We start from the raw sequence: 20673 nt of genomic DNA, 5'->3' as shown, positions 1-20673 counted from the left end.
AAGACAAGAAAGATTTGAAGCGCCCGTTTATACCAGTATACCGGCACCCGAAAGCTACCATGTACAACACAACCCTAAAAACAAAGAGATTGGGAAAATCATTGGCAGCAGGCATCCTGTGTCTGCTTACCACCTTCACGGCCTTCGCCCAGATACCGGTGCAGAAGAAGCTGGATGGCATCATCGCCAAAGTGGACAACCATATCATTCTGCGCTCCGAACTGGAGTTCAGCTACCTGCAGTACCTCGCCCAGAGCAAGCAACAGCCAAAGCCAGGAGATGAGGCGCTGAAGTGCGACATCTTCAAATCCATGGTACAGGAGAAACTGCTGCTGGCCCGCGCCGAAGTGGACTCCGTGACAGTGGAGGAAGCAACAGTAGCCAGTGAGCTCAACCGCAGAATCGACTACCTGGCTTCTCAGGTGGGCGGCCCGGAGCGGCTGGAGCAGTACTACAACAAAAGCCTGAAGCAACTCAAGGACGAACTGCGCCGTACCGTGCGCAACCAGATGGTGTCCGAGAAGATGCAGCGCCAGATTACCGAGAAGGTGACGGTCACCCCGAAAGAGGTGAGACGCTACTTCAGCCAGATTCCGGCAGACAGCCTCCCTTATTTCTCCAGTGAGGTGGAGTTGGGCCACATCGTGAAGTATGCCCAGGTGAGCCGTACGCAGAAAGCCGCCGCCCGACAGAAACTGGAGGACCTGCGCAAGCGCATCTTGGCTGGTGAGGATTTCGCTGCTCTGGCAAAAGAATATTCCGAAGACCCAGGCTCTGCGGCAGATGGCGGGCAACTAGGCTTCTTCAAGAAAAAGGAACTGGTACCAGAGTATGAGGCAGCCGCCCTGCGACTGGAGCCGGGCCAGATGTCCAACGTGGTGGAGTCTTCATTCGGTTTTCACCTGATTCAGATGATTGAGCGCCGGGGGCAGGAGTTCAATACGCGCCACATCCTAATCAAGCCCGCCACGGCTAGTGTGGATGTGCAGGATGCAATCTCCGTACTGGACAGCGTGCGCACCCTCATCATGAACGACAGCCTCACCTTCGCTAAGGCGGCCAAGGACTTCTCGGATGACCGCAACACCAAAGACAATGGCGGTATGCTGCAAAGCCGTATGACGGGCAGCACCTATACCCCAATGGATGAAGTGGATCCAAGCATATTCTTCGTCATAGACACCATGCAGGTAGGTGAGATTTCCAAGCCAATTGCTTTCCGTACCGATGATGGCCGTGAGGCGGTTCGCATCCTATACCTGAAATCGAAGTCCTCGCCGCACATGGCTAACCTGCAGGACGATTACCAGAAGATTGCTGCCGCGGCCCTGGCACAAAAAAGAGACAAAGCGGTAGATGAGTGGTTCCGAAAAAACACAGATACCGTATACATCGAAATTGACCCGGAATACGACCGGTGCCAGGTCCTCCAGCTAACGCAATAGACGCCACATGATGCAGCAGTTTTCCTCTGACAAAGAAGCAGCCGACGCGCTCCACCGCTCCTACCGGGAGCTCACATCTGAAATCTCAAAAGTAATAGTAGGGCAGGAAGAGGTGGTAAGGCTGGTGTTGACAGCCGTTTTTTGTCAGGGGCACTGCCTGCTGGTGGGTGTTCCCGGCCTCGCCAAGACGCTCCTCATCCAAACCATCGCCGCTTCGCTGGACATGTCCTTCAGCCGGGTGCAGTTCACCCCTGACCTAATGCCGTCCGACATCGTGGGAGCCGAGACACTGGACAAGGACCGCAACTTCAATTTCGTGACCGGCCCTATCTTCGCCAACATCATCCTGGCCGACGAAATCAACCGCACGCCTCCCAAGACACAGGCGGCCCTGCTCGAGGCGATGCAAGAATATGCCGTGACCGTGGCGGGCAAGCGCTACGAACTGCCCAAGCCTTTCTTTGTGTTGGCCACGCAAAACCCAATTGAGCAGGAGGGCACCTATCCCCTACCTGAGGCACAGCTGGATCGTTTCATGTTCAACATCACGCTAGGCTACCCCAGCTATGAGTCAGAGCTGCAGATTGTCAAGAACACCACTGGCGCAGCCCGTGTCGCCTTGGACAAAATTCTGCATGCCGATGACATACTCGCTTTCCAGCAACTGGTGCGTCGCGTACCGGTAGTGGATAACGTCGTGGAGTATGCGGTGCGGCTGGTACACAGCACCCGACCGAACACCAGCATGGGAGCTCCGCAGGCAAGTCAGTACCTGGAGTGGGGCGCAGGCCCCAGAGCCTCGCAGCACCTTATCATCGGGGCCAAGTGCAACGCGCTCCTCAACGGCAAGTACTCTCCTGACATTGAAGACGTGCAGGCTGTTGCTCTTCCCATTCTGCGGCACCGCATCGTCCGTAACTTCAAAGCCGAGGCAGAGGGCATCACGGTAGAGCAACTGATTCAGGGGCTCCTGTAAAGTTGGGTTTCACCCCATCGCAGCATCGCCTTGCCTGCTATCAAAGGGATTGCCGCTCCCGACAATTTAACCCGCAAACTATTTAGCAATCTTACTCAATTGGTGTAATTTTGCACCGCAAGTTTACATTTCACATTACCCCAAAGATTTATGGAAGCGGCTGCGCTATACTTTCGCTTTAAAGATAACCTGGCAACCATACTAGGAGCCTTGAACAGCAAACTGGAGGTTCGCTCCATGCCTTACAACACATCTATACCGCTGGAGATAAACCTGTTGGCTGACATACTCCGCCTGCATGGGTTGGATTTCAGGTCAGAGACACCGGGAGCAGCGCGCCTGCAGGATTTCCAGCAGTGGTTTCTGCAGAACGAGGAGAAAGCATCTGAAGTGATGCACCGCGTGCTGGAAGACAAGAGAGCCTACATGAAGACTACCACAGGCACTGTGTTGCAGAAAGAGATGCTCATCAGACGACTGGAGTACTTCAACGAAACCGCCCATACCCTGGACGTGATGATGCGGCAGCAGCAACTGCAAAGCCCGAAGCATTTCCAGTATCCGTTCCTGCTGAACCAGTAAGTTGAGCTAAAGATAAAAACGAGCGGCGCCCGCAGGTTTATACCTGCGGGCGCCGCTCGTTTGTGTAGCCGGGTCTGCCGCTTATTTATCCCGAATAGAGGTATGGCCCTCCTTGGAATGCTCCAGGTCCAGGCTATCTTTCGGCTGGTCTTTCATGCTGGAATCAGCCATGTCGCCTACCGGGCCTTTGGCTACTGTGATGCCGCCGTCCACCATGTAAAGGGCGCCGGTAACATACGAGGCCTCATCCGACGCGAGGAAGCAGTATACGTTGGCCACTTCCTCAGGCGTTCCTCTGCGGCCCATGGGCGTAGCCACTTTCATGTTCTTCACCATTTTGCTGTCCATCGGGCCAGTGCTTTCATGCGTCCAGGCGGTGTCAATGGGGCCGGGGCCTACTATGTTCACCCGCACCCCGAACTGCGCCTGCTCCACAGCCAGCCCCTTCATGAAGGCATGGATGAAGCCCTTGGTGCCACCGTAAGGCGCGTTCTGGGCTATACCTATCACACCCGACTCAGAGCCCGCCGATACGATATTGCCCTTGGTCTTGTGCAACTCCGGCAGCGCCGCTTTGCTCATGGCAAAGGCCGATTTGAGGTTGTTCTTAAGCATGTAGTCGAAAGCCTCCTCGGAGTAATCCTGCAGCAGGTTCACCTCCGGGAATACCCCGGCGTTGTTCACCAGGATATCCAGCTTCCCGTACTGCTTCACGGCCAGCTCCACGCAGCCTTTAGCGTTGGCCTCCATGGAAATATTGGCAGTGAAGGCGATGGCCGTGCCTCCCTCCTTCTGAATCTCCTTCGCCACGTCCTCCACCGGGTCTTCCGGGAAGCCGGCTACCACAACTTTGGCTCCTTCCCTGGCGAACTTCTTGCAGATGGCTTCGCCTATACCTGTGCCCCCGCCTGTCACGATGGCCACTTTTCCTTCCAGTCTGTTTTTCATAGTCGTATCATGGATTATTGGTTACACTTCACTCCTATACCTAACGGCTATTGGTGCAGAGCGGTTAATCCTGATTGCGTTTTACGATTTAGCCGCACGTTTTTGACCCGTTAGCGTATGAGAGACTAGCTGCCCCACCCGCGAAGCCTGCCCAACTTTACAGACAAAAACAGATGAGCTTTCTATACGACACGCTGCCCGGCTCTTTTGAGGAGCGACTTGAAACGAAGCACTTACTCCTACGACCTTACGAGGAGGGAGACGAGCAGGAATTCATGCGGCTGATTCAGGAGAACACTACGGCACTCACGCCCGCATTCTTGGGCAGAGTGGCGCGTGTGCGTGTTCTGGACGATGCCCGCGTGCAGATGGCACAGCTGCGCACCGACTGGGACAACCGCAAGCAGTTTGACTTTGGGGTGTGGTTGAAGGAGAACAATGATTACATAGGCGACATCGCGTTGAAGAATATCGACCGGAATGTGCCGAAAGCGGAGGTGGCCTTGTATTTCACCAGTTGGCCCGACACCATGGACCTGGCCCGGGAGGCGCTGAAGGCGGTTACGCGGTTCGCTTTCGATAACCTGAAGCTGAACAAGGTATATATCCGCTGCGCGCAGGTCAACGCCTGCTATGCCGCCCTGGCTGAGAGTTGCAGTTTTGTGAAAGAAGGCGTGTTGCGAAACGACTTTAGGGGAGCGGACAGCGAGGAACTGCTGGATTTGAGCTACTACGGTATGACCCGCGACGATTATGAGCAGGCCACGCAACAGCTGAAGGAAAGCGACTCGGAGGCTGCGGTCTAAGCCGACTTACTTCTTAGGCTTCCCTACAAAGAAATCTGTATCGAAGGTCAGGTATAGCGCGTTGGAGAATTCTAGTTTCGGGTCGTCCAGGTCCACCACGGGCTCCAACCGCAGGGTCAGGTATAGGTTGTCCAGCAGTTCGATATCCTTCATGAGACGCAGGATGAGCAGGTGGCGGTCCTCCTGCACATAATCAGGGTTCTTGTAAGTGGTAGAGGCAGACTGGAACAGCTTCCCCCCAAACTCTGAGATGTACCCGTCGCCGCGCCAGTAACTCAGCATCACATCCTGGTATTTCGTATCCATCCCCACGTTCAGGTATAGGCCTCCCCCGCTCTCAAAGGGCAGCAGCACCCGGTTAGAGAAATCTTTAAAACCCAGCACGTAGTTCCGGGTGTAGACGCGGTGCAGCAGCCGGTGTGGTAGCTTCCGTTCCAGTTCCACGCCCACGGCTGTATTCACCACTGTCAGCAGGGGCAAATCCGAGTTATCAATCTGGCCGCCCTTGTGCTGCGCCGTGAACTGCAGCGGCAGCGACAGCAGCAACGTGTCTCCCTCTACCCTTCCCGGCCGGTTGAGGAGATGAATGCGGGAACTGACACCGCCAGCCACCTCTTCCCTGTCAGGGTCGGCCCTGTAAATCATCTTGTTCCAGTCCAGCCAGGCATCCAGATTGACCCGATGATTGTTGAGCAGGAACTGCAGTCCATTCTCCAGGCGGTCGTTTATGACGCGCTCGAAATCGTAAAGCGGCTCAATGTAGCCATGGTTCACGTTGCCTTCCAGCGTGCCGAAGAGAAAGGCCCAGTTCTCTCGCTGCACCTTCACCGTGAAAGTGGGCTGTATGTCTTGGAAGCCGGAGCTGCCGAAGTCCTTCCACAGCAAAGCGCCCGCGTCTATACGCACCGAGGCGGCGGGGTAATAGCTCACGCGAGGCAACAGATGGTAGCCAAACAAGGTATAGCCATCGGCGATTTTGTTGAAGTACTCGTTGTTTTTGGAGAAGCCGAAGGCATGCACCCCAATTCTAATCTGATTAGCATTCTCAGGCTTCACAGGCATCCGGAGCCGCAGTGCGTCGTTGTTTAGTTGCGCATAGGCTAAACCACTGCTAAACATACAGAACGCTATCAAGAGCAGCCTAAAATATCTCATAAAAAAGGGAAAGGTATGGCACAAAAAGCAACAGCCGGTTGTTGTATCTAGACAGCCCTAAACAGCTAAAAAAATTAGCAAATTACACGGGTTGTTTCTTGCAAATTGTATAGGAAAATCGTAATTTCACCTTCAATATAAAGCTAAATAATTAAACACACATGAGCGTAAGCAACGAAAAACTAAAAGCCCTGCAGCTGACGATAGACAAGCTTGACAAGACTTACGGTAAAGGCACCGTAATGAAGCTGAGCGACAACAAAGTGGAGGACATCCCGGCTATCTCTACCGGCTCGCTTGGGCTTGACATTGCTCTGGGCATTGGCGGTTTGCCGCGCGGCCGTGTCATTGAGATATACGGTCCTGAGTCGTCCGGTAAAACCACGCTTACCATGCATGCCATTGCAGAGGCGCAGCGAGCAGGTGGCCTGGCCGCTTTCATCGACGCTGAGCACGCCTTTGACAAGGCATACGCTGAAAAACTTGGAATTGACACAGAGAACCTCCTGATTTCGCAGCCTGACAACGGCGAGCAGGCCCTGGAGATTGCCGACCACCTGATTCGTTCCGGCGCGATTGATATTATAGTGATTGACTCCGTGGCTGCCCTGGTGCCGAAAGGTGAACTGGAAGGCGACATGGGTGACAGCAAGATGGGTCTGCAGGCACGTTTGATGTCCCAGGCGCTTCGTAAGCTGACAGGTACTATCAACAAGACCGGATGCTGCTGTATCTTCATCAACCAGCTGCGCGAGAAGATTGGTGTGATGTTCGGTAACCCAGAAACCACTACCGGTGGTAACGCCCTTAAATTCTATGCTTCTGTGCGTCTGGATATCCGTCGTATTGGTCAAATCAAAGAGTCTGCTGACAACATCACCGGTAACCGTACGCGCGTGAAAGTGGTGAAGAACAAAGTGGCGCCTCCGTTCAAGGTGGTGGAATTCGACATCATGTATGGCGAAGGCATCTCCAAGGTAGGTGAGATTCTTGACCTGGGCGTAGAGCTGGGCGTTGTGCAGAAATCAGGTTCCTGGTTCTCCTACAACGGCGACAAGCTGGGCCAAGGCCGTGACGGTGTGAAGCAGATTCTGCTGGACAACCCGGAGCTGCAGGAAGAGATTGAAGGCAAAATCAGAGCCATCGTGAAAGGTGAGCCTGAAAAAGTAGCCGCAGTACTGGAAGACACTTCCGGAGCTGAATGAACCTTGTTTCCTAGCCTGAAGTAATCAAAAAGGTGCTGTCCCAGATAGCACCTTTTTGCATTTTAAGTTGTTGGTAGTCTGTAAAGAACCTATTACCTTAGTATCAAGACACGCGGTTGGCATATTAGTTGATGATATGAATAGTAGAAAATCACTGCAAGTCTGAAACAGCGTATGAAGAAGATTTTTCCAGCAATCCTATTGGTCCTGGTAGTGCTGTCGGGTTTCGTGGCAAAGGAGAGCCTGCGCACTATACCCAACGAGAGCTTTACTGCCGGCGAGCTCTTGAAGTATAAAGTGCACTATGGCCCTATTAACGCGGCAGAGGCCGTGATTGACATTTCGCCCAACCTGCACCGCATCAATGACCGGCCTACTTACAAGGCCACTGTCTATGGCAAAACCACCAGTTCCTTTGACCTGTTCATCCGGATACGGGATACCTGGCAATCCTACATCGACACGGCTGCCATTCTGCCGCAGCGCTCCTTCCGCAACATAGAGGAGGGCAGCTACCGCAAGCGTGAGACAGTGGACTTCAACCATTACAACAACACAGCAAAGGTAGAGTCAAAGAAGCGCAACAGAGACAAGAGAAACAGCTCCCACAAGATTCCGACACATGCCCAGGACATTGTGAGCGGCTTTTACTACCTGCGCACCCTCGACTACGACAGGATGACCCCAGGTGAGAAATTCACGGTGAAGGGTTTCTTTGATGAGGAGGTGTTCGACATGGTGGTGACCTATAAGGGCCGCGAGAACATCTCGACCAAGGCCGGAACGTTCAGGGCCATCAAACTGATTCCGAAAATGCCAAAGAACAAGCTGTTCAAGGGTGAAGATGCCGTCACGGTATACCTGTCCGACGACAAAAACAAGATACCGGTGCTGATACAGGCTGACATGTTTGTGGGTGCCGTGAAGGTTGACCTGTACGAGCATAGGAACCTCAGGCATAAACCGGCGCTAGTCGCACAGAAGTAATCAAAGCCAGCCGATATAGCTGGCTTTTTTGTGCCCGGCCGCCAGGGCACATGTTAAGAAAATATTATGCTTTGCTTCTGGCAAGACACAATCGCATCACAAGCAGTATATTTGTATAGTAGGGACTGGGGCAGCGTGAGCAGCCTCAGCACAGAAGGGTTTTTAGGCAGTGTAACCGTGTAAACTGAAACATAGACAAGCAACGTGCAGACACCAACCAACTATAAAATCCTGGTAGTAGATGACGACCCGGACATTGTGGAGCTACTCCACTACAACCTGACCCGCGAAGGCTACGAAGTGGCGCAAGCTGAAAACGGCAAGAAAGCCATTGAGGTAGCCCATACCTTCAAGCCCAACGTGATACTGATGGACGTAATGATGCCCGTGCTGGATGGTATAGCCGCCTGCCGGCATATTAGAGAAGAGAACGAATTCCGCCAGACGCACATCATCTTCCTGACGGCCCGCGCCGAGGAATTCTCTGAGGTGGCTGCCTTTGACGCCGGCGCCGACGATTTCATCACAAAGCCCATCAAACCGCGCGCGCTTCTCAGCCGGCTGGCCTCCTACGCCCGCCGCGATGCCCAGCAGGAGGAGCAGGAGAAGGTGATAGAAGCCGGAGGCCTGCGCATCGACCGCACTAGTTACACCGTCTTCAAGGGAGAACAGAAAATCACCCTCCCGAAGAAGGAGTTTGAGCTACTCGCTTTCCTGGCTGCCACACCCAACAAAGTGTTCTCCCGCGAGGAGCTGCTCAACAGCGTATGGGGCAGCGATGTGTATGTGATTGCCCGCACCGTGGACGTGCACATACGCAAAGTGCGCGAGAAGATAGGCGAAGACAACATCAAAACCATCAAGGGCGTTGGCTACAAGTTCAACACCGACTAGCGCATGAACCTCAATTCCCGTTCGCTTGCCCTTTTGACAGCCTTGGCAGTGGCCGCCGTGCTCACTGCTTTTCTCGCCTTGGCCAGCTACTTCTCTTCTGAGGGCCTTATGGTGGCGCTGGTGCTGGTGTTCATCTGCTGCTTCCTGCTGGTGTATTTCTCCTATGAGGCGCTCGTGTTCCGGGAAATCAAGAACCTGTACTCGAGCCTGGAGAAAATCAAGCGGCAGGAATACAAGAAAGTGGAAGGCCGTTCCATCTTCACCGCCGACCCGCTCCGGAAAATAAAGGATGACATCTTCCTGATAGCCGAACGTAAGCAGCAGGAGATAGACGAGTTGAAACACCTGCAGGTGATGCGGCGCGAGTTCCTGGCTGACGTGTCGCATGAGCTCAAAACCCCAATCTTCGCTGCTCAGGGCTTCATCCATACCTTGCTGGATGGCGCCATGGACGACCCCGCCGTGCGCGACAAGTTCCTGCAGAAGGCCGCCAACAGCCTGGACGGGCTGGACACGCTGGTGCAGGACCTGCTTAGCATCTCACAGTTTGAGACGGGCGTGGTCAAAATGGAGAAACAGGACTTCGACGCAGTGCAGCTGATGCGCGAAGTGTTTGAGCAGTTGGAGCAGAAGGCCGCTGCCCGCCAGATACACCTGCACCTGGATGTGCGCCCGAACGAGAAGGTCATGCTGCACGCCGACCCGAACCGAATCCGGCAGGTGTTCATCAACCTGGTGGACAATGCCATCAAGTACGGACGTGACGGCGGCAACATATGGGCCTCGTTCACGGAAGGTCGTAAGCGCTATACCATCACTGTGAAGGACGATGGCGCAGGTATAGCCGAAGAGCACATCAACCGCATTTTTGAACGCTTCTACCGCATCGAGAAGAGCCGCTCGCGCGACAGAGGCGGCTCCGGCCTAGGTCTGGCCATTTCCAAGCACATCGTGGAGGCGCACCGCTCTTTCATAGCCGTGAAAAGTGAACTGGGCAAGGGAACCACGCTCCGCTTCAAGCTGCTGAAGGCGAAGGCGGCCTGAGTCCCTCTTGCTCCGCGCTGCTTCATTGTCCTTTTAGGCGTTTCGGTTGACTAGTAACTGATTACAGGTATGTTTCGCGCTTATATGGCGGGAACATGTTTTCCAACAATTAGCCAGCAGCAATTCTCCCTTCAGCAACGGACAATTATTATCTGTATCTTTGCAGGCTGCATAGCAGAGGTATAGCTGTGCCCTAACCAACACGTTGTTAAATGAAATACCCGGTTTTCAAAGACCTGATAATATATGAGGATGAGGACTTCCTGGTGGTGAACAAGCCGCCCTTCCTGGCTACGCTGGAAGACCGAACCCCGAACTCCACTAACCTCCTGAAGCTGGCCCGCCAGCACAACCCTGACCTGCAGGCCTGTCACCGCCTCGACAAGGACACATCCGGCTGCCTCGTGTTTGCCAAGAATCCGGAGGCTTACCGGCACTTGTCCATGCAGTTCGAGCACCGCGAGGTGTACAAGGTATACCATGCCGTTGCCTGGGGCACGCATAAGTTCGAGGACCAGTTGGTGAACCGTTCCATTCTGGCAGGTGCTAAAGGGGTGGCCAAGCTCACGCCAAAGGGCAAACCCGCAGAGACCTACTTCACGACGCTGGAGAACTACAGTCGCCATACCTTGGTGGAGTGTATGCCGGTGACCGGCCGCCTGCACCAGATACGGGTGCACCTGGCCTTCCTGGGCGCGCCCATCGTGGGCGATGAGCTCTATGGAGGCGAGAACGTGTTCCTGAGCAGCCTGAAACGCAAGTTCAACCTGAAGCAGCAGACCGAGGAACAACCCCTTATCAAACGCTTCGCCCTACACTCCCACACCATCGGTTTCAGGCTGATGAACGAGGAGCCTATCAAGGTAGAGGCGCCTTACCCCAAAGACATGGCCGTGCTGATAAAGCAACTCCGGCAGTATGCCTAGAGCATAAACAAAACGGGGCCTGATGTGACATCAGTCCCCGTTTTGTTTTCAGGAGGTAAGCGGCTTTAACTCACCCGCAGCACGATTTTGCCGATGTTCTTGTTGGCTTCCATGTACCGATGGGCCTCTGCCACCTCCTGCCAGTCAAACACAGAGTCTACCACGGGCTTGATGGTGCCGCTCTGGAAATGCGGCAGGACGAACGCGCTCATTTCCTGGGTTAGTTTTATCTGGTAGTCGCGGGTGCGCGAGCGCAGCGTGGAGCCCATCACCTGCAGACGCTTTGCCAGGATTCGCCGCAGGTCGAAATCCTCTACCTTGCCGCCTCCCATGGTGGCCAGCAGCACCAGCCGCCCGTCCAGCCGCAGGCACTCGATGTTCTGTTTGAAGTAGGGCCCGGCAATGAAATCCACCAGCACATCCACCCCTTCCGAGTTGGTATAGGCCAGCACCTCATCCTCAAACGGCACCTCTTTGTAGTTGATGGCTTTGTGCGCTCCCAGGTCCAGACAAGCCTGCAGTTTCCGCTCCGATGCCGTCACCAGTACCTCCGCCTCCAGGGCACGTGCCAGTTGAATAGCGGCCGTACCCACGCCACTGGCCCCGGCGTGCACCAGCAGCCGTTCCCCGGCCTGCAGCTTGCCCAGCCACACCAGCGCCTGAAAGGCCGTCAGAAATACCTCAGGTATGGCAGCAGCAGCCTCCATGCTCAGTCCCTCAGGTATAGCCATGGCCATTTCCTCATGTATCACGGCGTACTCTGCATAGCCGCCGCCGGGCAGCAACCCGAATACCTTATCTCCCTTCTGGAAGTGGGTACAGTTGAAGCCTGCCTCCACCACCTCTCCGGCTACCTCGAGGCCCAGCAGCGGGCTCTCTCCTTTTGGCGGCGGGTACTTTCCCTGGCGTTGCAGCGTGTCTGCCCGGTTGAGGGCGGTGGCCTGTACCCGAACCAGCAGTTCATAGGGTTTCGGCAGGGGCTTTTCGTACTCTCCCAGCACCAGTTGCTCCGGCCCGCCGGGTTGTTTCAGAAGTATGGCTTTCATATCAGAATTCTAGCTTTGATGGAATGGCTATACCTTAAGACGCTAGCCAAACGGAGATGTTTCTTTCTATTTGGCTATACCTATCTGTGAGGCATGGGACACGATTTTGTGCTACGGAAAATAATTATTCAAAAAATTTCAGAGAAACTCTTGACCTTATTACGAAACTTTCGTAACTATACGAAAACATCGTAGAACTATGGAAAAGCTGACGCAACAAGAAGAGGAAGCCATGCAGGCGATTTGGTCGCTGGACGGCGGTTTCATCAAGGAGTTTCTGGAGAAGTTGGAAGAGCCGAAGCCGCCTTACACCACACTCGCCTCCACCGTCAAGAACCTGGAGAAAAAGGGCTTTCTACAGAGCGAGAAGATTGGCAACACCTACCGCTATACCCCCATCATCAAGGAGGAAGACTACAAGAAGCGCTTCATGAAGGGTTTTGTGGGCGACTACTTCAAGAGCTCCTACAAGGAACTGGTGGCCTTTTTCGCACGGGAGAAGCAAATCAGCGCAGAGGAGCTGAAGGAAATCATCGACATGATTGAAAACAAGAAATCGAAGTGATATGCCGGACTTGCTGCTATACCTGCTCAAAGCGAACGTGGCCCTGGTGCTGTTCTACCTGGCGTACCACCTGGTGCTCCGCAAACTCACGTTTTACCACCTGAACCGCCTCTTCCTGGTGTTCGGCATCCTGTTCTCCACTGTCTATCCGCTGATTGACCTCACCGAGTTGTTCAGCCGTCACCAGGAGCTCGCCGCCGTGCAAAGCTATGCCGTGGCTATACCTGCCTGGACGCCTACCGCTATACCTGAGCAAGCAGCATTCGACTACTGGCTTATACCTGTTGTCCTATTTTGGGCGGGCTGCGGACTTATGTTGGCAAGACTATCCCTGCAGTTTATTTCGCTTTACAAGATTCACCGCGCCTCTATACCTGCCACTTACCAGGGGGTCGAGTTCCGGATAGTGAACGGCATCAGCGAGGCCTTCTCCTTCTGGAGGAACATTTACCTGAACCCGGCTCAGCACCAGACGCCCGAACTAGAGTCCATTTTAAGGCATGAGCAAATACATGTGAACGGCTGGCATACACTGGATGTGCTGCTGGCTGAGTTGAGCACCGTGTTCTACTGGTTCAACCCCGGCGTGTGGCTCATGAAAAAGGCCCTGAAAGAAAACCTTGAATTTATTGCCGACCAGCATGTTGTAGCCGCTGGTGTGGATAGAAGAGAATACCAATACCTCTTACTGAAAGTTGTAGGCGCCACACAACCTCAGATTGCCAATCAGTTTAATTTCCCATCACTTAAACGAAGAATTGCCATGATGAACAAAATGCCCACAAGCAGGGCGAACCGGCTCAGACTGCTGGTTGTGCTGCCCCTCGTAACCGTGCTGTTGGTCGCCTTCCGGAGCGCCACGCAGGAAGATGCCACCACGCCTGAAAATACACCCCCGCAAACGACTACAGTGGCACAGAGCCCTACTGCCTCTGCCGATGAGTATACAGCCTTCTATGCACGTAACCCAAAGGTGAAGAACATCTCCTGGAGGTCAAACGGCAAGCTAGTGGTCAGCCTGAAATCTGGCGCCGAAGAGGTCTATACCTTTGGTGATAAGCAAAGCATGGCAGCCGCCGCAAAAGAATACGGGAAACTTCCCAGCGCCCCTCCTGTAGCCAAGCGGGACAACGTCGGCTCCCTTCAGGAAGAATTTTTTGTACTGAAACTGCAAGAATTGGACTACTACAGAAGCAAAGAAAACTGGCCGCAGGATTACAAGGACTTCCTCGAACGTCATCCTCAAGTAAAAGAGGTCGGCTGGAAGTTTGACAACAGACGGGAATACAACTTAGAGTCGGTTGTGGTGTACTTGAAGAATGGCGAATCGGAATCGTATGACTACAACGGTAATCAACGTATACCGGCTGCCGAGGCTAAGTGGGGGAAACTACCTTTCCTGCCGCCACCGCCGCCACCTGTAAGGCCACAAGGAGAAACACAAACCGTGGACAAGTCAAATCTCCCTGACGCAGCGCTTTACTATATCGATGGTGTGAAAGCAACCAAGCAGGCAGCAGAAAAGCTAGACCCTAAGGAGATTAATAGCATCAGTGTCTACAAAGGTGAGAGCGCTGAGAAAGCATTCGGCAAAGGAGCCGCTAATGGCGTAGTTTCCATCATCACGGAGAAAAACAAGCACTCTGAGCAGGTACGGGAGTTCATTGACAAATACCCACCTGTGCCGCCACCGCCAGCTGCACCGGATGCGCCGGGCACCCCACCGCCGCCTCCACCAGCAGGTGAAGAGCTGCCAGCCCCACCGCCCCCACTACCCGCTGACATACCTGTTTATGTGCCCGCAGCAGATAACATGCACGACGACCACAAGGCCTTTCTGAAGCGGAACCCGGCCGTAAAAGAAGTGGGTTGGATTGCAACAGAGCACAACAACCGGAACCTGCGGCTGATGGTGCTCTACCTGGAGAATGGAAAATCTGAGATTTGTGACCTGAACAATCCGCAATCAATAGCGAGGACAGAGGAGAAATACGGGAAGCTTCCTGATTTGCCACCGCCGCCGCCACCTGTTAGAAAGAAGAACTAATGTAGCAGGCTATACCTTGGTTTAGCTGCATCAGCCTGAAGGAGCAAGGGGCTTCTTCAGGCTGATGTCTTTTGAAACTGCCCTTCACCCATACCCCTCCTAGCACTATTCCTCTGTGTCCCAGCATATTTCTAAACCATGTATTGCATATCACATAAAGTGTTTCTATCTTTGTGACCATTTTCGAAGAACCGTCGGGAATAAAGTCAATTGTTAAATAAATCGCTTACTACCACCAAAAATGGATCATTTAAGTTTTAAGACTCAGTATGTCAACAAGAAGACAGCCAACAAAGGCTGGGTGATTGTGGATGCTGGGCAAGGAAACCTGGGTCGCGTGGCGTCTGAAGTCGCCAAGATCCTGAAGGGCAAACACAAGCCTTCGTACACGCCAAATGCTGACTGCGGCGACAACGTGATTGTTATCAACGCTGATAACGTGCGTTTCTCTGGCCGTAAGTGGGACCAGAAGTACTACCTGACACACACGGGTTACCCAGGTGGTCAGAAGAGAACTTCTCCACGTGAGCTAAAGGCGAAGTCATCTACACTGCTTGTAGAGCGCGCTGTGCGTGGCATGTTGCCAAAGAGCAGACTGGGCAGCGAGCTGTTCAGAAATCTTCATGTTTTTACAGGAAGCGAGCACCCGTTTGCGGCGCAGCAGCCTAAAGAATTAACCCTCAACATCTAATTATTAATGGAAGTTATCAATACATCTGGTAGAAGAAAAACCTCGGTGGCTCGTATCTACATGACGGCCGGGCAAGGGAATATCACTATTAACGGTAAAGATATCAAGGCATACTTCCCTGACGAAGTACTGCAAACTATTGTGAATCAGCCGTTTCAAACCTTAGAAGCTATTGGCAAGTACGATGTTACTGCTAATCTAAAAGGTGGTGGTGTAAGCGGCCAGGCTGAAGCACTTAGACTTGCTATCGCGAAAGCACTGGTAGTAGAGAACGCCGAGACTAAATCAGCACTCCGCAAAGAAGGGTTCGTAACCAGAGACCCTCGTATGGTGGAGCGTAAGAAGTTCGGTAAGCGCAAAGCGCGTCGTTCGTTCCAGTTCAGTAAACGTTAATATTAAAGGTGTATCAACAACATGGCAAGTACTAATTATAAAGAATTACTTGAGGCAGGTGTTCACTTTGGCCACCTTACCCGCAAGTGGGATCCGAAAATGGCTCCGTACATCTTCATGGAGAAGAACGGTATCCACATCATTGACCTGAACAAGACACTGGTTGCCCTTGAGGAAGCTTCTTCGGCTATCAAGAACATCGCCAAGTCTGGTCGTAAAATCCTTTTCGTAGCTACCAAAAAGCAAGCGCAGGACATCGTAGCTGAAGAAGCTCGTCGTCTGAAAATGCCTTACGTAACCGACCGTTGGTTGGGTGGTATGCTGACGAACTTCGCCACTGTGCGTAAGTCACTCAAGAAAATGTCTACCATCGACAAGATGGTGAAAGACAACACAGCTTATGCGGCTATCGCAAAGCGTGAGCGTCTGATGCTTTCTCGTGAGCGTGAGAAACTGGAGCGTGTATTGGGCGGTATTGCCGACCTGTCTCGCCTGCCAGCTGCGCTGTTCATCGTGGACGTGAAGCGTGAGCACATCGCTGTGAAAGAAGCTCAGAAGTTGAACCTGCCTGTATTCGCGGTTTGCGATACCAACTCTAACCCAGAGCTGGTTGACTTCCCAATCCCTGCTAACGACGACGCTTCAAAGTCAATCTCTCTTATCGTGTCTATCATCGGTAAGGCGATTGAAGAGGGTCTGTCTGAGCGCAAAGTGGACAAAGAAGAGACTGAGCGCAAGCGTTCTGAAGAAGAAGGCATCAAGGCGAAGCAGGAAGCTGACGAACAATAAGCATTCGTTCATATTGCATTACAAACGAACTGAACATTGGGCACAGCTGCTTCAATGTTCAGTTTGTTTTAGGGCATAGGAGAGGCACAGGACGAAAGACTGATAACGAACTCCCTGATAATCCCTACAAGAACATTCGTAATTCTCAATTCATAATTCTTAATTAAAGAAAGATGGCTATTACAGCACAAGACGTTAACAGACTTCGCCAGGAAACTGGTGCAGGTATGATGGATTGCAAAAAAGCGCTCACAGAAGCCAAGGGTGACTTCGAAGCTGCTAAAGATATTCTGCGTAAGCAAGGACAGAAGATTGCCAGCAAGCGTGCTGACAACGCTACTTCTGAGGGTATTGTATTGACTAGCGTAAGCGACAATGGTGCTACTGGCGTAGTAGTAGCACTTGCTTGCGAAACTGAGCCGGTATCAAAAGTAGAGGATTTCAGAAACCTGGCTAAAACCGTTCTGGAGACAGCTGTTTCTACAAACGCTTCTTCTAAAGAAGAACTGCTGGCTGCCACTCAGGCGGACAGCCGCTCCCTGCAGGACCACATCACAGACCTGATGGGCAAAATCGGTGAGAAAATCGACGTGGTTTCTTACGAGACTGTGAATGCTGAGAAGGTAGTTGCTTACAACCACTCTAACGGCAAACTGGGTGTATTGGTAGGCCTGAACAACACAAGCGGCACTGACGTGACCGAAGTTGGTAAGGACATCGCGATGCAAATCGCTGCCATGAAGCCAATCGCTTTGGACAAAGACGGCGTTGACGCTGCCACCATCGAACGTGAGATTGAAATCGGCAAAGAGCAGGCGCGCCAGGAAGGCAAGCCAGAGGCTATGCTGGAGAAAATCGCTCAGGGCAAACTGAACAAGTTCTACAAAGAGAACACCCTGTTGAACCAGGAGTTCGTGAAGGACCCATCTTTGACAATCACGCAGCTGCTTGACAAGACAAGCAAAGGCCTGACTGTAACTGAGTTCAAGCGTGTAGCCATCGGTTAATTCAATCAGCTATTATATTGAAAAAGGCTCTGAGAAATCAGAGCCTTTTTTGTTTGCCTATACCTTGAACACAGGTATAGCATGCATATTGCTTTAAAACAGATTCTGCAGGAAAGACGGTGTTCGAACCAAACCAGTCAGCATCAAAACAACCACTATGGCTATACCGAACGCGAAGCGGAGAATATAGCTCCTTAATTCAGACTGCCCCATCTGATGCTGCTGATATAAGCGCAAGACAACACCGGCAAGCGTGACCGAAAGGCCGACAAACAGGAAAACGGAACTGGCAGTACTTCCATAGGCCATCACATCGAGTGAACGCAGCATGGAAGGCCATATGATGAGCGCTAATCCGCCATAGATTAGAATCTGAGGTATGAGCGCGTTGTGCAGAAGGAGCTTTTTCATTGGTCGGATTACATTAGATTTCTTTAGTCTCTGCGCTACAAAGTATAGTTGCAATACTATATCTCTGCTTCTTTGCAAGTAATCAGTAACCGCTCCCGCTATACCTATGCGTTCCGCCGCATCGTCGAGACGAAGGCATCGCGCATGTCCACGAAGCGGTTCACTACGGCCTCAATGAAATCCTCATCCAGCAGGGCCATGGCGCCCTCATCTCCCATCACTTCCGTTTCCTCAATCTTGTAAATCTGCTCCAGATTGGCTTTTTCCAGCTTCAGGATATACTTGCCGTTGTAGGAATGCAGCGTGATTTTCACGTGCGGGTTGGGGATATCGGCTACTACTCTCATCAGGTTTATTATATGTGTTGGTTTATACGGTGTCTTCTATGGCTATGCCCATCAGCTGCATGAGCTTGCTGGCATTGAAACTACGGCAAATGCCTCGCTGTAGGGTATAGTCAAACAGAATTTTGTCGCCTTCGATGGTGCTGTTGAAGCTATAATTTTCCACACTGCCTGGCAGTTCCTGTTCCATGGCACCCAGCTCCAGGTCGTGGGTCGAGATGAGACCAGAGGCGGTGCGGTCATGCAGCTGCCGTATCAGGGCCATAGCGCCCGCGTGGCGGTCGCGGGAGTTGGTTCCTTTGAGTATCTCATCGAGCAGGTAGAAAACCGGCTCCTGCCGCTCCGTCATGTTCAGGAGGATACGCAGGCGCTTGAGCTCGGCATAGAAGGAGGACGTGTTCTCGGCCAGGTTATCAGCCGTGCGCATGGCCGTGTATACCTGCATGGGGGCCACAGCCATACGCTGCGCACACACTGGTGCCCCGGTGAAGGCCAGCACCATGTTGATGCCGATGGTACGCAGGAAAGTCGTTTTGCCGGACATATTGGAGCCTGTCACCACAATCGTTTTGCCGGCCCCCTGCATGGCGAAGTCATTGGCAATGCGGTCCACGGAGAAGATGAGCGGGTGGGCCAGCCGCTCGGCAGCAAACTCGAACGGCGCGGTGCTCAAAGCAGGTATGGCGAAGTGCGGATGCGCATACTGGAAAGCGGCTATACTGGCCAGCGCCTCAAACTCCGCAAGCAGGTCCAGCGCCTCCTCCACCTGGTCCAGGTGCTGCGACTTCCAGCTTTCCAGCCGGTAAATCCACACGAAGTCCCACATCAGGATGGTGTTCAGGAAAAAGCTCATCAACGTGCTCAGTCGCCACGAGAAGTAGTCGATGATGGTGGCCAACTTGCCGATGGCCACGGAGGTGCGGGTGTCGCCTTGCTGCAATCTGCCTTTGATTTCCGCCAGGAGCGGCGCCTGGAAGGTATGGCCCTCGATGTGGCGCAGCTGGTCGGTATAGCTTTGGATGGCCTCGTACATGCCGATGCTCGTCTCGTAATACTCGTCCCGCACCTTTTGGAACCGCAATCCCACCAGGTACTGTACCGCCAGGAAAGCCACCGCGATGTAACCGGAGTAACCATAGAACCAAGCCACGATAGCCGCTAGCGTGAGTATCGGCAGCAGGAACACCAGCATCTTCAGCAGTGAGTGCTGCTTGTAGAAGTCGCGTTGTCGGAGCCAACTAAAGAATTCTTGGCTGTTTTGGCTCTCGGTGTGCTTGTAATGCATGGGCTTGACGAGCGCCTGCTGCAGCCACTCCTGCCCTTCGGGTTTAGCCAATTCTGCCACCGCCTCCTGCCTGCGCAACACCTCCGGAGCCGGGGCAGCTAGACGCAGCCACTGCGCCAGCCGGAGCTTGCCCAGGCTAGTCACGGAACGGTTCACGAGCTGAAAAAGCGAGTCGCCTCCAAAGATGTCGAGGTCGGAGGTATAGGGATGGTGGTCATCGCGGAAGCTGTGGCCGCCATCAAACTGGTTCAGGCGCCCGTGCAGCCGTTCTACCTCATGCAGGTTGAATTGGTGGAGCAACTGAAGCTGCCTATACCTGTAGTCGAGGCGGCTGTGCCAGCGCATCACCAGCACAAACAGGATGTAAAACGCCACAACGCTCAGGAAGCCGGCGCTCATGTTGGCAGCACTGAAAAAGTACCAGGCTATACCTGCCCCTAGCAGGAACACCAGCACACGCAGCCACGATACGGTTGTTGATTTGGATGCCGCCCGCTTTTCCTGCACCGCGTAGGCCGCGGCCTGCTGCTTGAATTCGTCTTCTCTTTCGTTCACGTATGGATTGGTTGAATCACGCATATGCTGCTACCCAATGGTGGCGATGCACTTGAGCTCAATGGCGATGGGGGTTGGGAGCTTGATTATCTCTACTGTGGTGCGGCAGGGCTGGTTATCCTTGAAATACTCGGCGTAGATGCGGTTGTAGGTGGCGAAGTCGTCCTTCATGTTCGTCAGGAAGACGGTTACATCCACCAGGTTCTCCCAGCTGGAACCGGCGTCTTCCAGGATGTAGCGCACGTTCCGGAACACGGAGTGGCACTGCGCCTCGATGTCGTAAGCGGTGATGTTACCCGCCTCATCCAGCTCCACGCCCGGTATCTGCTTTGTGCCACGCTCCCGCGGCCCCACGCCTGACAGGAACAGCAGATTGCCCACGCGCCGCGCATGCGGGTATAGCCCCACCGGCTCGGGGGCTTTGGAGGAGTTGTGGATGTCTTTTTCGTTTGCCATACCCAAATATAGAAAATTATACCTTGCCTATACGCGAAAGCCTGCGCTCCTATCAAGACAAGCCAAAGCAAAGAGAGCCGGCTACACTAGCCGGCTCTCTTCACCTGAAACAAACA

22 protein-coding genes are annotated in these 20673 nt (G+C 53.3%); 15 read left to right on the top strand and 7 right to left on the bottom strand.

Annotation, left to right across the window (positions count from 1 at the left end; all coding sequences use genetic code 11):
• The first annotated feature begins 89 nt into the window (after positions 1-89).
• The 3 genes from B051_RS0104130 (at position 90) to B051_RS0104120 (ending at position 3003) form a co-directional block, all read left to right on the top strand.
• Positions 90-1445 carry a peptidylprolyl isomerase gene (locus B051_RS0104130; protein ID WP_245539570.1) on the top strand — a complete coding sequence of 452 codons (1356 nt, stop codon included), beginning with the start codon at positions 90-92 and terminating at the stop codon, positions 1443-1445.
• 10 nt (positions 1446-1455) lie between these two features.
• Positions 1456-2421, top strand: coding sequence for an AAA family ATPase (locus tag B051_RS0104125; protein ID WP_026236182.1), 966 nt, complete (start codon positions 1456-1458; stop codon positions 2419-2421).
• A gap of 150 nt (positions 2422-2571) precedes the next feature.
• Positions 2572-3003, top strand: coding sequence for a hypothetical protein (locus B051_RS0104120; RefSeq protein ID WP_018476913.1), 432 nt, complete (start codon positions 2572-2574; stop codon positions 3001-3003).
• Positions 3004-3084: 81 nt separating this feature from the next.
• Here B051_RS0104120 and B051_RS0104115 read toward each other — a convergent pair whose 3' ends face one another.
• Complete coding sequence (locus tag B051_RS0104115) at positions 3085-3951, bottom strand: SDR family NAD(P)-dependent oxidoreductase (protein ID WP_018476912.1); 867 nt, start codon at positions 3949-3951, stop codon at positions 3085-3087.
• 173 nt (positions 3952-4124) lie between these two features.
• Between B051_RS0104115 and B051_RS0104110 the strand changes: the two genes are divergently transcribed.
• The gene (locus B051_RS0104110) at positions 4125-4757 is read left to right on the top strand and encodes a GNAT family N-acetyltransferase (protein ID WP_018476911.1); all 633 of its coding nucleotides are present in this window, start codon (positions 4125-4127) and stop codon (positions 4755-4757) included.
• Positions 4758-4763: 6 nt separating this feature from the next.
• On the opposite strand, the gene B051_RS0104105 is transcribed toward B051_RS0104110, so the two are convergent.
• Positions 4764-5876, bottom strand: coding sequence for a hypothetical protein (locus B051_RS0104105; RefSeq protein ID WP_033316643.1), 1113 nt, complete (start codon positions 5874-5876; stop codon positions 4764-4766).
• A 197-nt stretch (positions 5877-6073) separates the two neighbouring features.
• Here B051_RS0104105 and recA point away from each other — a divergent pair, with 197 nt between their 5' ends.
• The 5 genes from recA to B051_RS0104080 all read left to right on the top strand — a co-directional run bounded on the left by recA (position 6074) and on the right by B051_RS0104080 (position 10968).
• Positions 6074-7117 carry a recombinase RecA gene (gene recA / locus B051_RS0104100; RefSeq protein WP_018476909.1) on the top strand — a complete coding sequence of 348 codons (1044 nt, stop codon included), beginning with the start codon at positions 6074-6076 and terminating at the stop codon, positions 7115-7117.
• Positions 7118-7291: 174 nt separating this feature from the next.
• Complete coding sequence (locus tag B051_RS0104095) at positions 7292-8104, top strand: DUF3108 domain-containing protein (protein ID WP_018476908.1); 813 nt, start codon at positions 7292-7294, stop codon at positions 8102-8104.
• Between the two features lie 204 nt (positions 8105-8308).
• Entirely contained in the window at positions 8309-8998 is a 690-nt protein-coding gene (locus B051_RS0104090; protein ID WP_018476907.1) for a response regulator transcription factor, read from the top strand.
• 3 nt (positions 8999-9001) lie between these two features.
• Complete coding sequence (locus B051_RS0104085) at positions 9002-10042, top strand: sensor histidine kinase (protein ID WP_018476906.1); 1041 nt, start codon at positions 9002-9004, stop codon at positions 10040-10042.
• Between the two features lie 212 nt (positions 10043-10254).
• Positions 10255-10968 (top strand): RluA family pseudouridine synthase, encoded by a 714-nt coding sequence (locus tag B051_RS0104080; protein ID WP_018476905.1) that lies wholly within the window; start codon positions 10255-10257, stop codon positions 10966-10968.
• 65 nt (positions 10969-11033) lie between these two features.
• On the opposite strand, the gene B051_RS0104075 is transcribed toward B051_RS0104080, so the two are convergent.
• Entirely contained in the window at positions 11034-12014 is a 981-nt protein-coding gene (locus tag B051_RS0104075; RefSeq protein WP_018476904.1) for an NAD(P)H-quinone oxidoreductase, read from the bottom strand.
• Between the two features lie 199 nt (positions 12015-12213).
• Here B051_RS0104075 and B051_RS0104070 point away from each other — a divergent pair, with 199 nt between their 5' ends.
• The 6 genes from B051_RS0104070 (at position 12214) to tsf (ending at position 17506) form a co-directional block, all read left to right on the top strand.
• Positions 12214-12579: a BlaI/MecI/CopY family transcriptional regulator gene (locus B051_RS0104070; RefSeq protein ID WP_018476903.1), complete on the top strand. Its 366-nt coding sequence runs from the start codon at positions 12214-12216 to the stop codon at positions 12577-12579.
• Position 12580: 1 nt separating this feature from the next.
• Positions 12581-14626: a M56 family metallopeptidase gene (locus B051_RS22680; protein ID WP_018476902.1), complete on the top strand. Its 2046-nt coding sequence runs from the start codon at positions 12581-12583 to the stop codon at positions 14624-14626.
• Positions 14627-14867: 241 nt separating this feature from the next.
• The gene (gene rplM, locus B051_RS0104060; RefSeq protein WP_018476901.1) at positions 14868-15317 is read left to right on the top strand and encodes a 50S ribosomal protein L13; all 450 of its coding nucleotides are present in this window, start codon (positions 14868-14870) and stop codon (positions 15315-15317) included.
• A gap of 6 nt (positions 15318-15323) precedes the next feature.
• A complete protein-coding gene (gene rpsI, locus B051_RS0104055) occupies positions 15324-15710 on the top strand; it encodes a 30S ribosomal protein S9 (protein WP_018476900.1) in 387 nt (128 codons plus the stop codon).
• 21 nt (positions 15711-15731) lie between these two features.
• Positions 15732-16499: a 30S ribosomal protein S2 gene (rpsB, locus tag B051_RS0104050; protein ID WP_026236181.1), complete on the top strand. Its 768-nt coding sequence runs from the start codon at positions 15732-15734 to the stop codon at positions 16497-16499.
• A gap of 173 nt (positions 16500-16672) precedes the next feature.
• Positions 16673-17506, top strand: coding sequence for a translation elongation factor Ts (gene tsf / locus B051_RS0104045; protein ID WP_026236180.1), 834 nt, complete (start codon positions 16673-16675; stop codon positions 17504-17506).
• Between the two features lie 93 nt (positions 17507-17599).
• On the opposite strand, the gene B051_RS0104040 is transcribed toward tsf, so the two are convergent.
• The 4 genes from B051_RS0104040 to B051_RS0104025 all read right to left on the bottom strand — a co-directional run bounded on the left by B051_RS0104040 (position 17600) and on the right by B051_RS0104025 (position 20557).
• Positions 17600-17917 carry a hypothetical protein gene (locus tag B051_RS0104040; protein ID WP_018476897.1) on the bottom strand — a complete coding sequence of 106 codons (318 nt, stop codon included), beginning with the start codon at positions 17915-17917 and terminating at the stop codon, positions 17600-17602.
• Between the two features lie 104 nt (positions 17918-18021).
• Positions 18022-18264 (bottom strand): hypothetical protein, encoded by a 243-nt coding sequence (locus B051_RS0104035; RefSeq protein ID WP_018476896.1) that lies wholly within the window; start codon positions 18262-18264, stop codon positions 18022-18024.
• A gap of 22 nt (positions 18265-18286) precedes the next feature.
• Entirely contained in the window at positions 18287-20101 is a 1815-nt protein-coding gene (locus tag B051_RS0104030; protein WP_157578616.1) for a MutS-related protein, read from the bottom strand.
• Positions 20102-20131: 30 nt separating this feature from the next.
• On the bottom strand, positions 20132-20557 hold the full coding sequence (locus B051_RS0104025) for a RidA family protein (RefSeq protein ID WP_018476894.1): 426 nt from the start codon (positions 20555-20557) through the stop codon (positions 20132-20134).
• Positions 20558-20673: the final 116 nt, after the last annotated feature.

Origin of the sequence: Pontibacter roseus DSM 17521, from assembly GCF_000373265.1 — a bacterium.
Taxonomy (GTDB): Bacteria; Bacteroidota; Bacteroidia; order Cytophagales; family Hymenobacteraceae; genus Pontibacter; species Pontibacter roseus.
This window is presented reverse-complemented; position numbering and strand designations above follow the sequence as displayed.

Coding starts and splice junctions, on each gene's coding strand:
- B051_RS0104070 (WP_018476903.1), top strand. CDS start 12,214: ATGGAAAAGCTGACGCAACAAGAAGAGGAAGCCATGCAGGCGATTTGG.
- B051_RS0104040 (WP_018476897.1), bottom strand. CDS start 17,917: ATGAAAAAGCTCCTTCTGCACAACGCGCTCATACCTCAGATTCTAATC.
- recA (WP_018476909.1), top strand. CDS start 6,074: ATGAGCGTAAGCAACGAAAAACTAAAAGCCCTGCAGCTGACGATAGAC.
- rplM (WP_018476901.1), top strand. CDS start 14,868: ATGGATCATTTAAGTTTTAAGACTCAGTATGTCAACAAGAAGACAGCC.
- B051_RS0104105 (WP_033316643.1), bottom strand. CDS start 5,876: ATGTTTAGCAGTGGTTTAGCCTATGCGCAACTAAACAACGACGCACTG.
- B051_RS0104080 (WP_018476905.1), top strand. CDS start 10,255: ATGAAATACCCGGTTTTCAAAGACCTGATAATATATGAGGATGAGGAC.
- B051_RS0104125 (WP_026236182.1), top strand. CDS start 1,456: ATGCAGCAGTTTTCCTCTGACAAAGAAGCAGCCGACGCGCTCCACCGC.
- rpsB (WP_026236181.1), top strand. CDS start 15,732: ATGGCAAGTACTAATTATAAAGAATTACTTGAGGCAGGTGTTCACTTT.
- B051_RS0104120 (WP_018476913.1), top strand. CDS start 2,572: ATGGAAGCGGCTGCGCTATACTTTCGCTTTAAAGATAACCTGGCAACC.
- B051_RS22680 (WP_018476902.1), top strand. CDS start 12,581: ATGCCGGACTTGCTGCTATACCTGCTCAAAGCGAACGTGGCCCTGGTG.
- rpsI (WP_018476900.1), top strand. CDS start 15,324: ATGGAAGTTATCAATACATCTGGTAGAAGAAAAACCTCGGTGGCTCGT.
- B051_RS0104110 (WP_018476911.1), top strand. CDS start 4,125: ATGAGCTTTCTATACGACACGCTGCCCGGCTCTTTTGAGGAGCGACTT.
- B051_RS0104075 (WP_018476904.1), bottom strand. CDS start 12,014: ATGAAAGCCATACTTCTGAAACAACCCGGCGGGCCGGAGCAACTGGTG.
- B051_RS0104095 (WP_018476908.1), top strand. CDS start 7,292: ATGAAGAAGATTTTTCCAGCAATCCTATTGGTCCTGGTAGTGCTGTCG.
- B051_RS0104115 (WP_018476912.1), bottom strand. CDS start 3,951: ATGAAAAACAGACTGGAAGGAAAAGTGGCCATCGTGACAGGCGGGGGC.
- B051_RS0104085 (WP_018476906.1), top strand. CDS start 9,002: ATGAACCTCAATTCCCGTTCGCTTGCCCTTTTGACAGCCTTGGCAGTG.
- B051_RS0104025 (WP_018476894.1), bottom strand. CDS start 20,557: ATGGCAAACGAAAAAGACATCCACAACTCCTCCAAAGCCCCCGAGCCG.
- B051_RS0104035 (WP_018476896.1), bottom strand. CDS start 18,264: ATGAGAGTAGTAGCCGATATCCCCAACCCGCACGTGAAAATCACGCTG.
- tsf (WP_026236180.1), top strand. CDS start 16,673: ATGGCTATTACAGCACAAGACGTTAACAGACTTCGCCAGGAAACTGGT.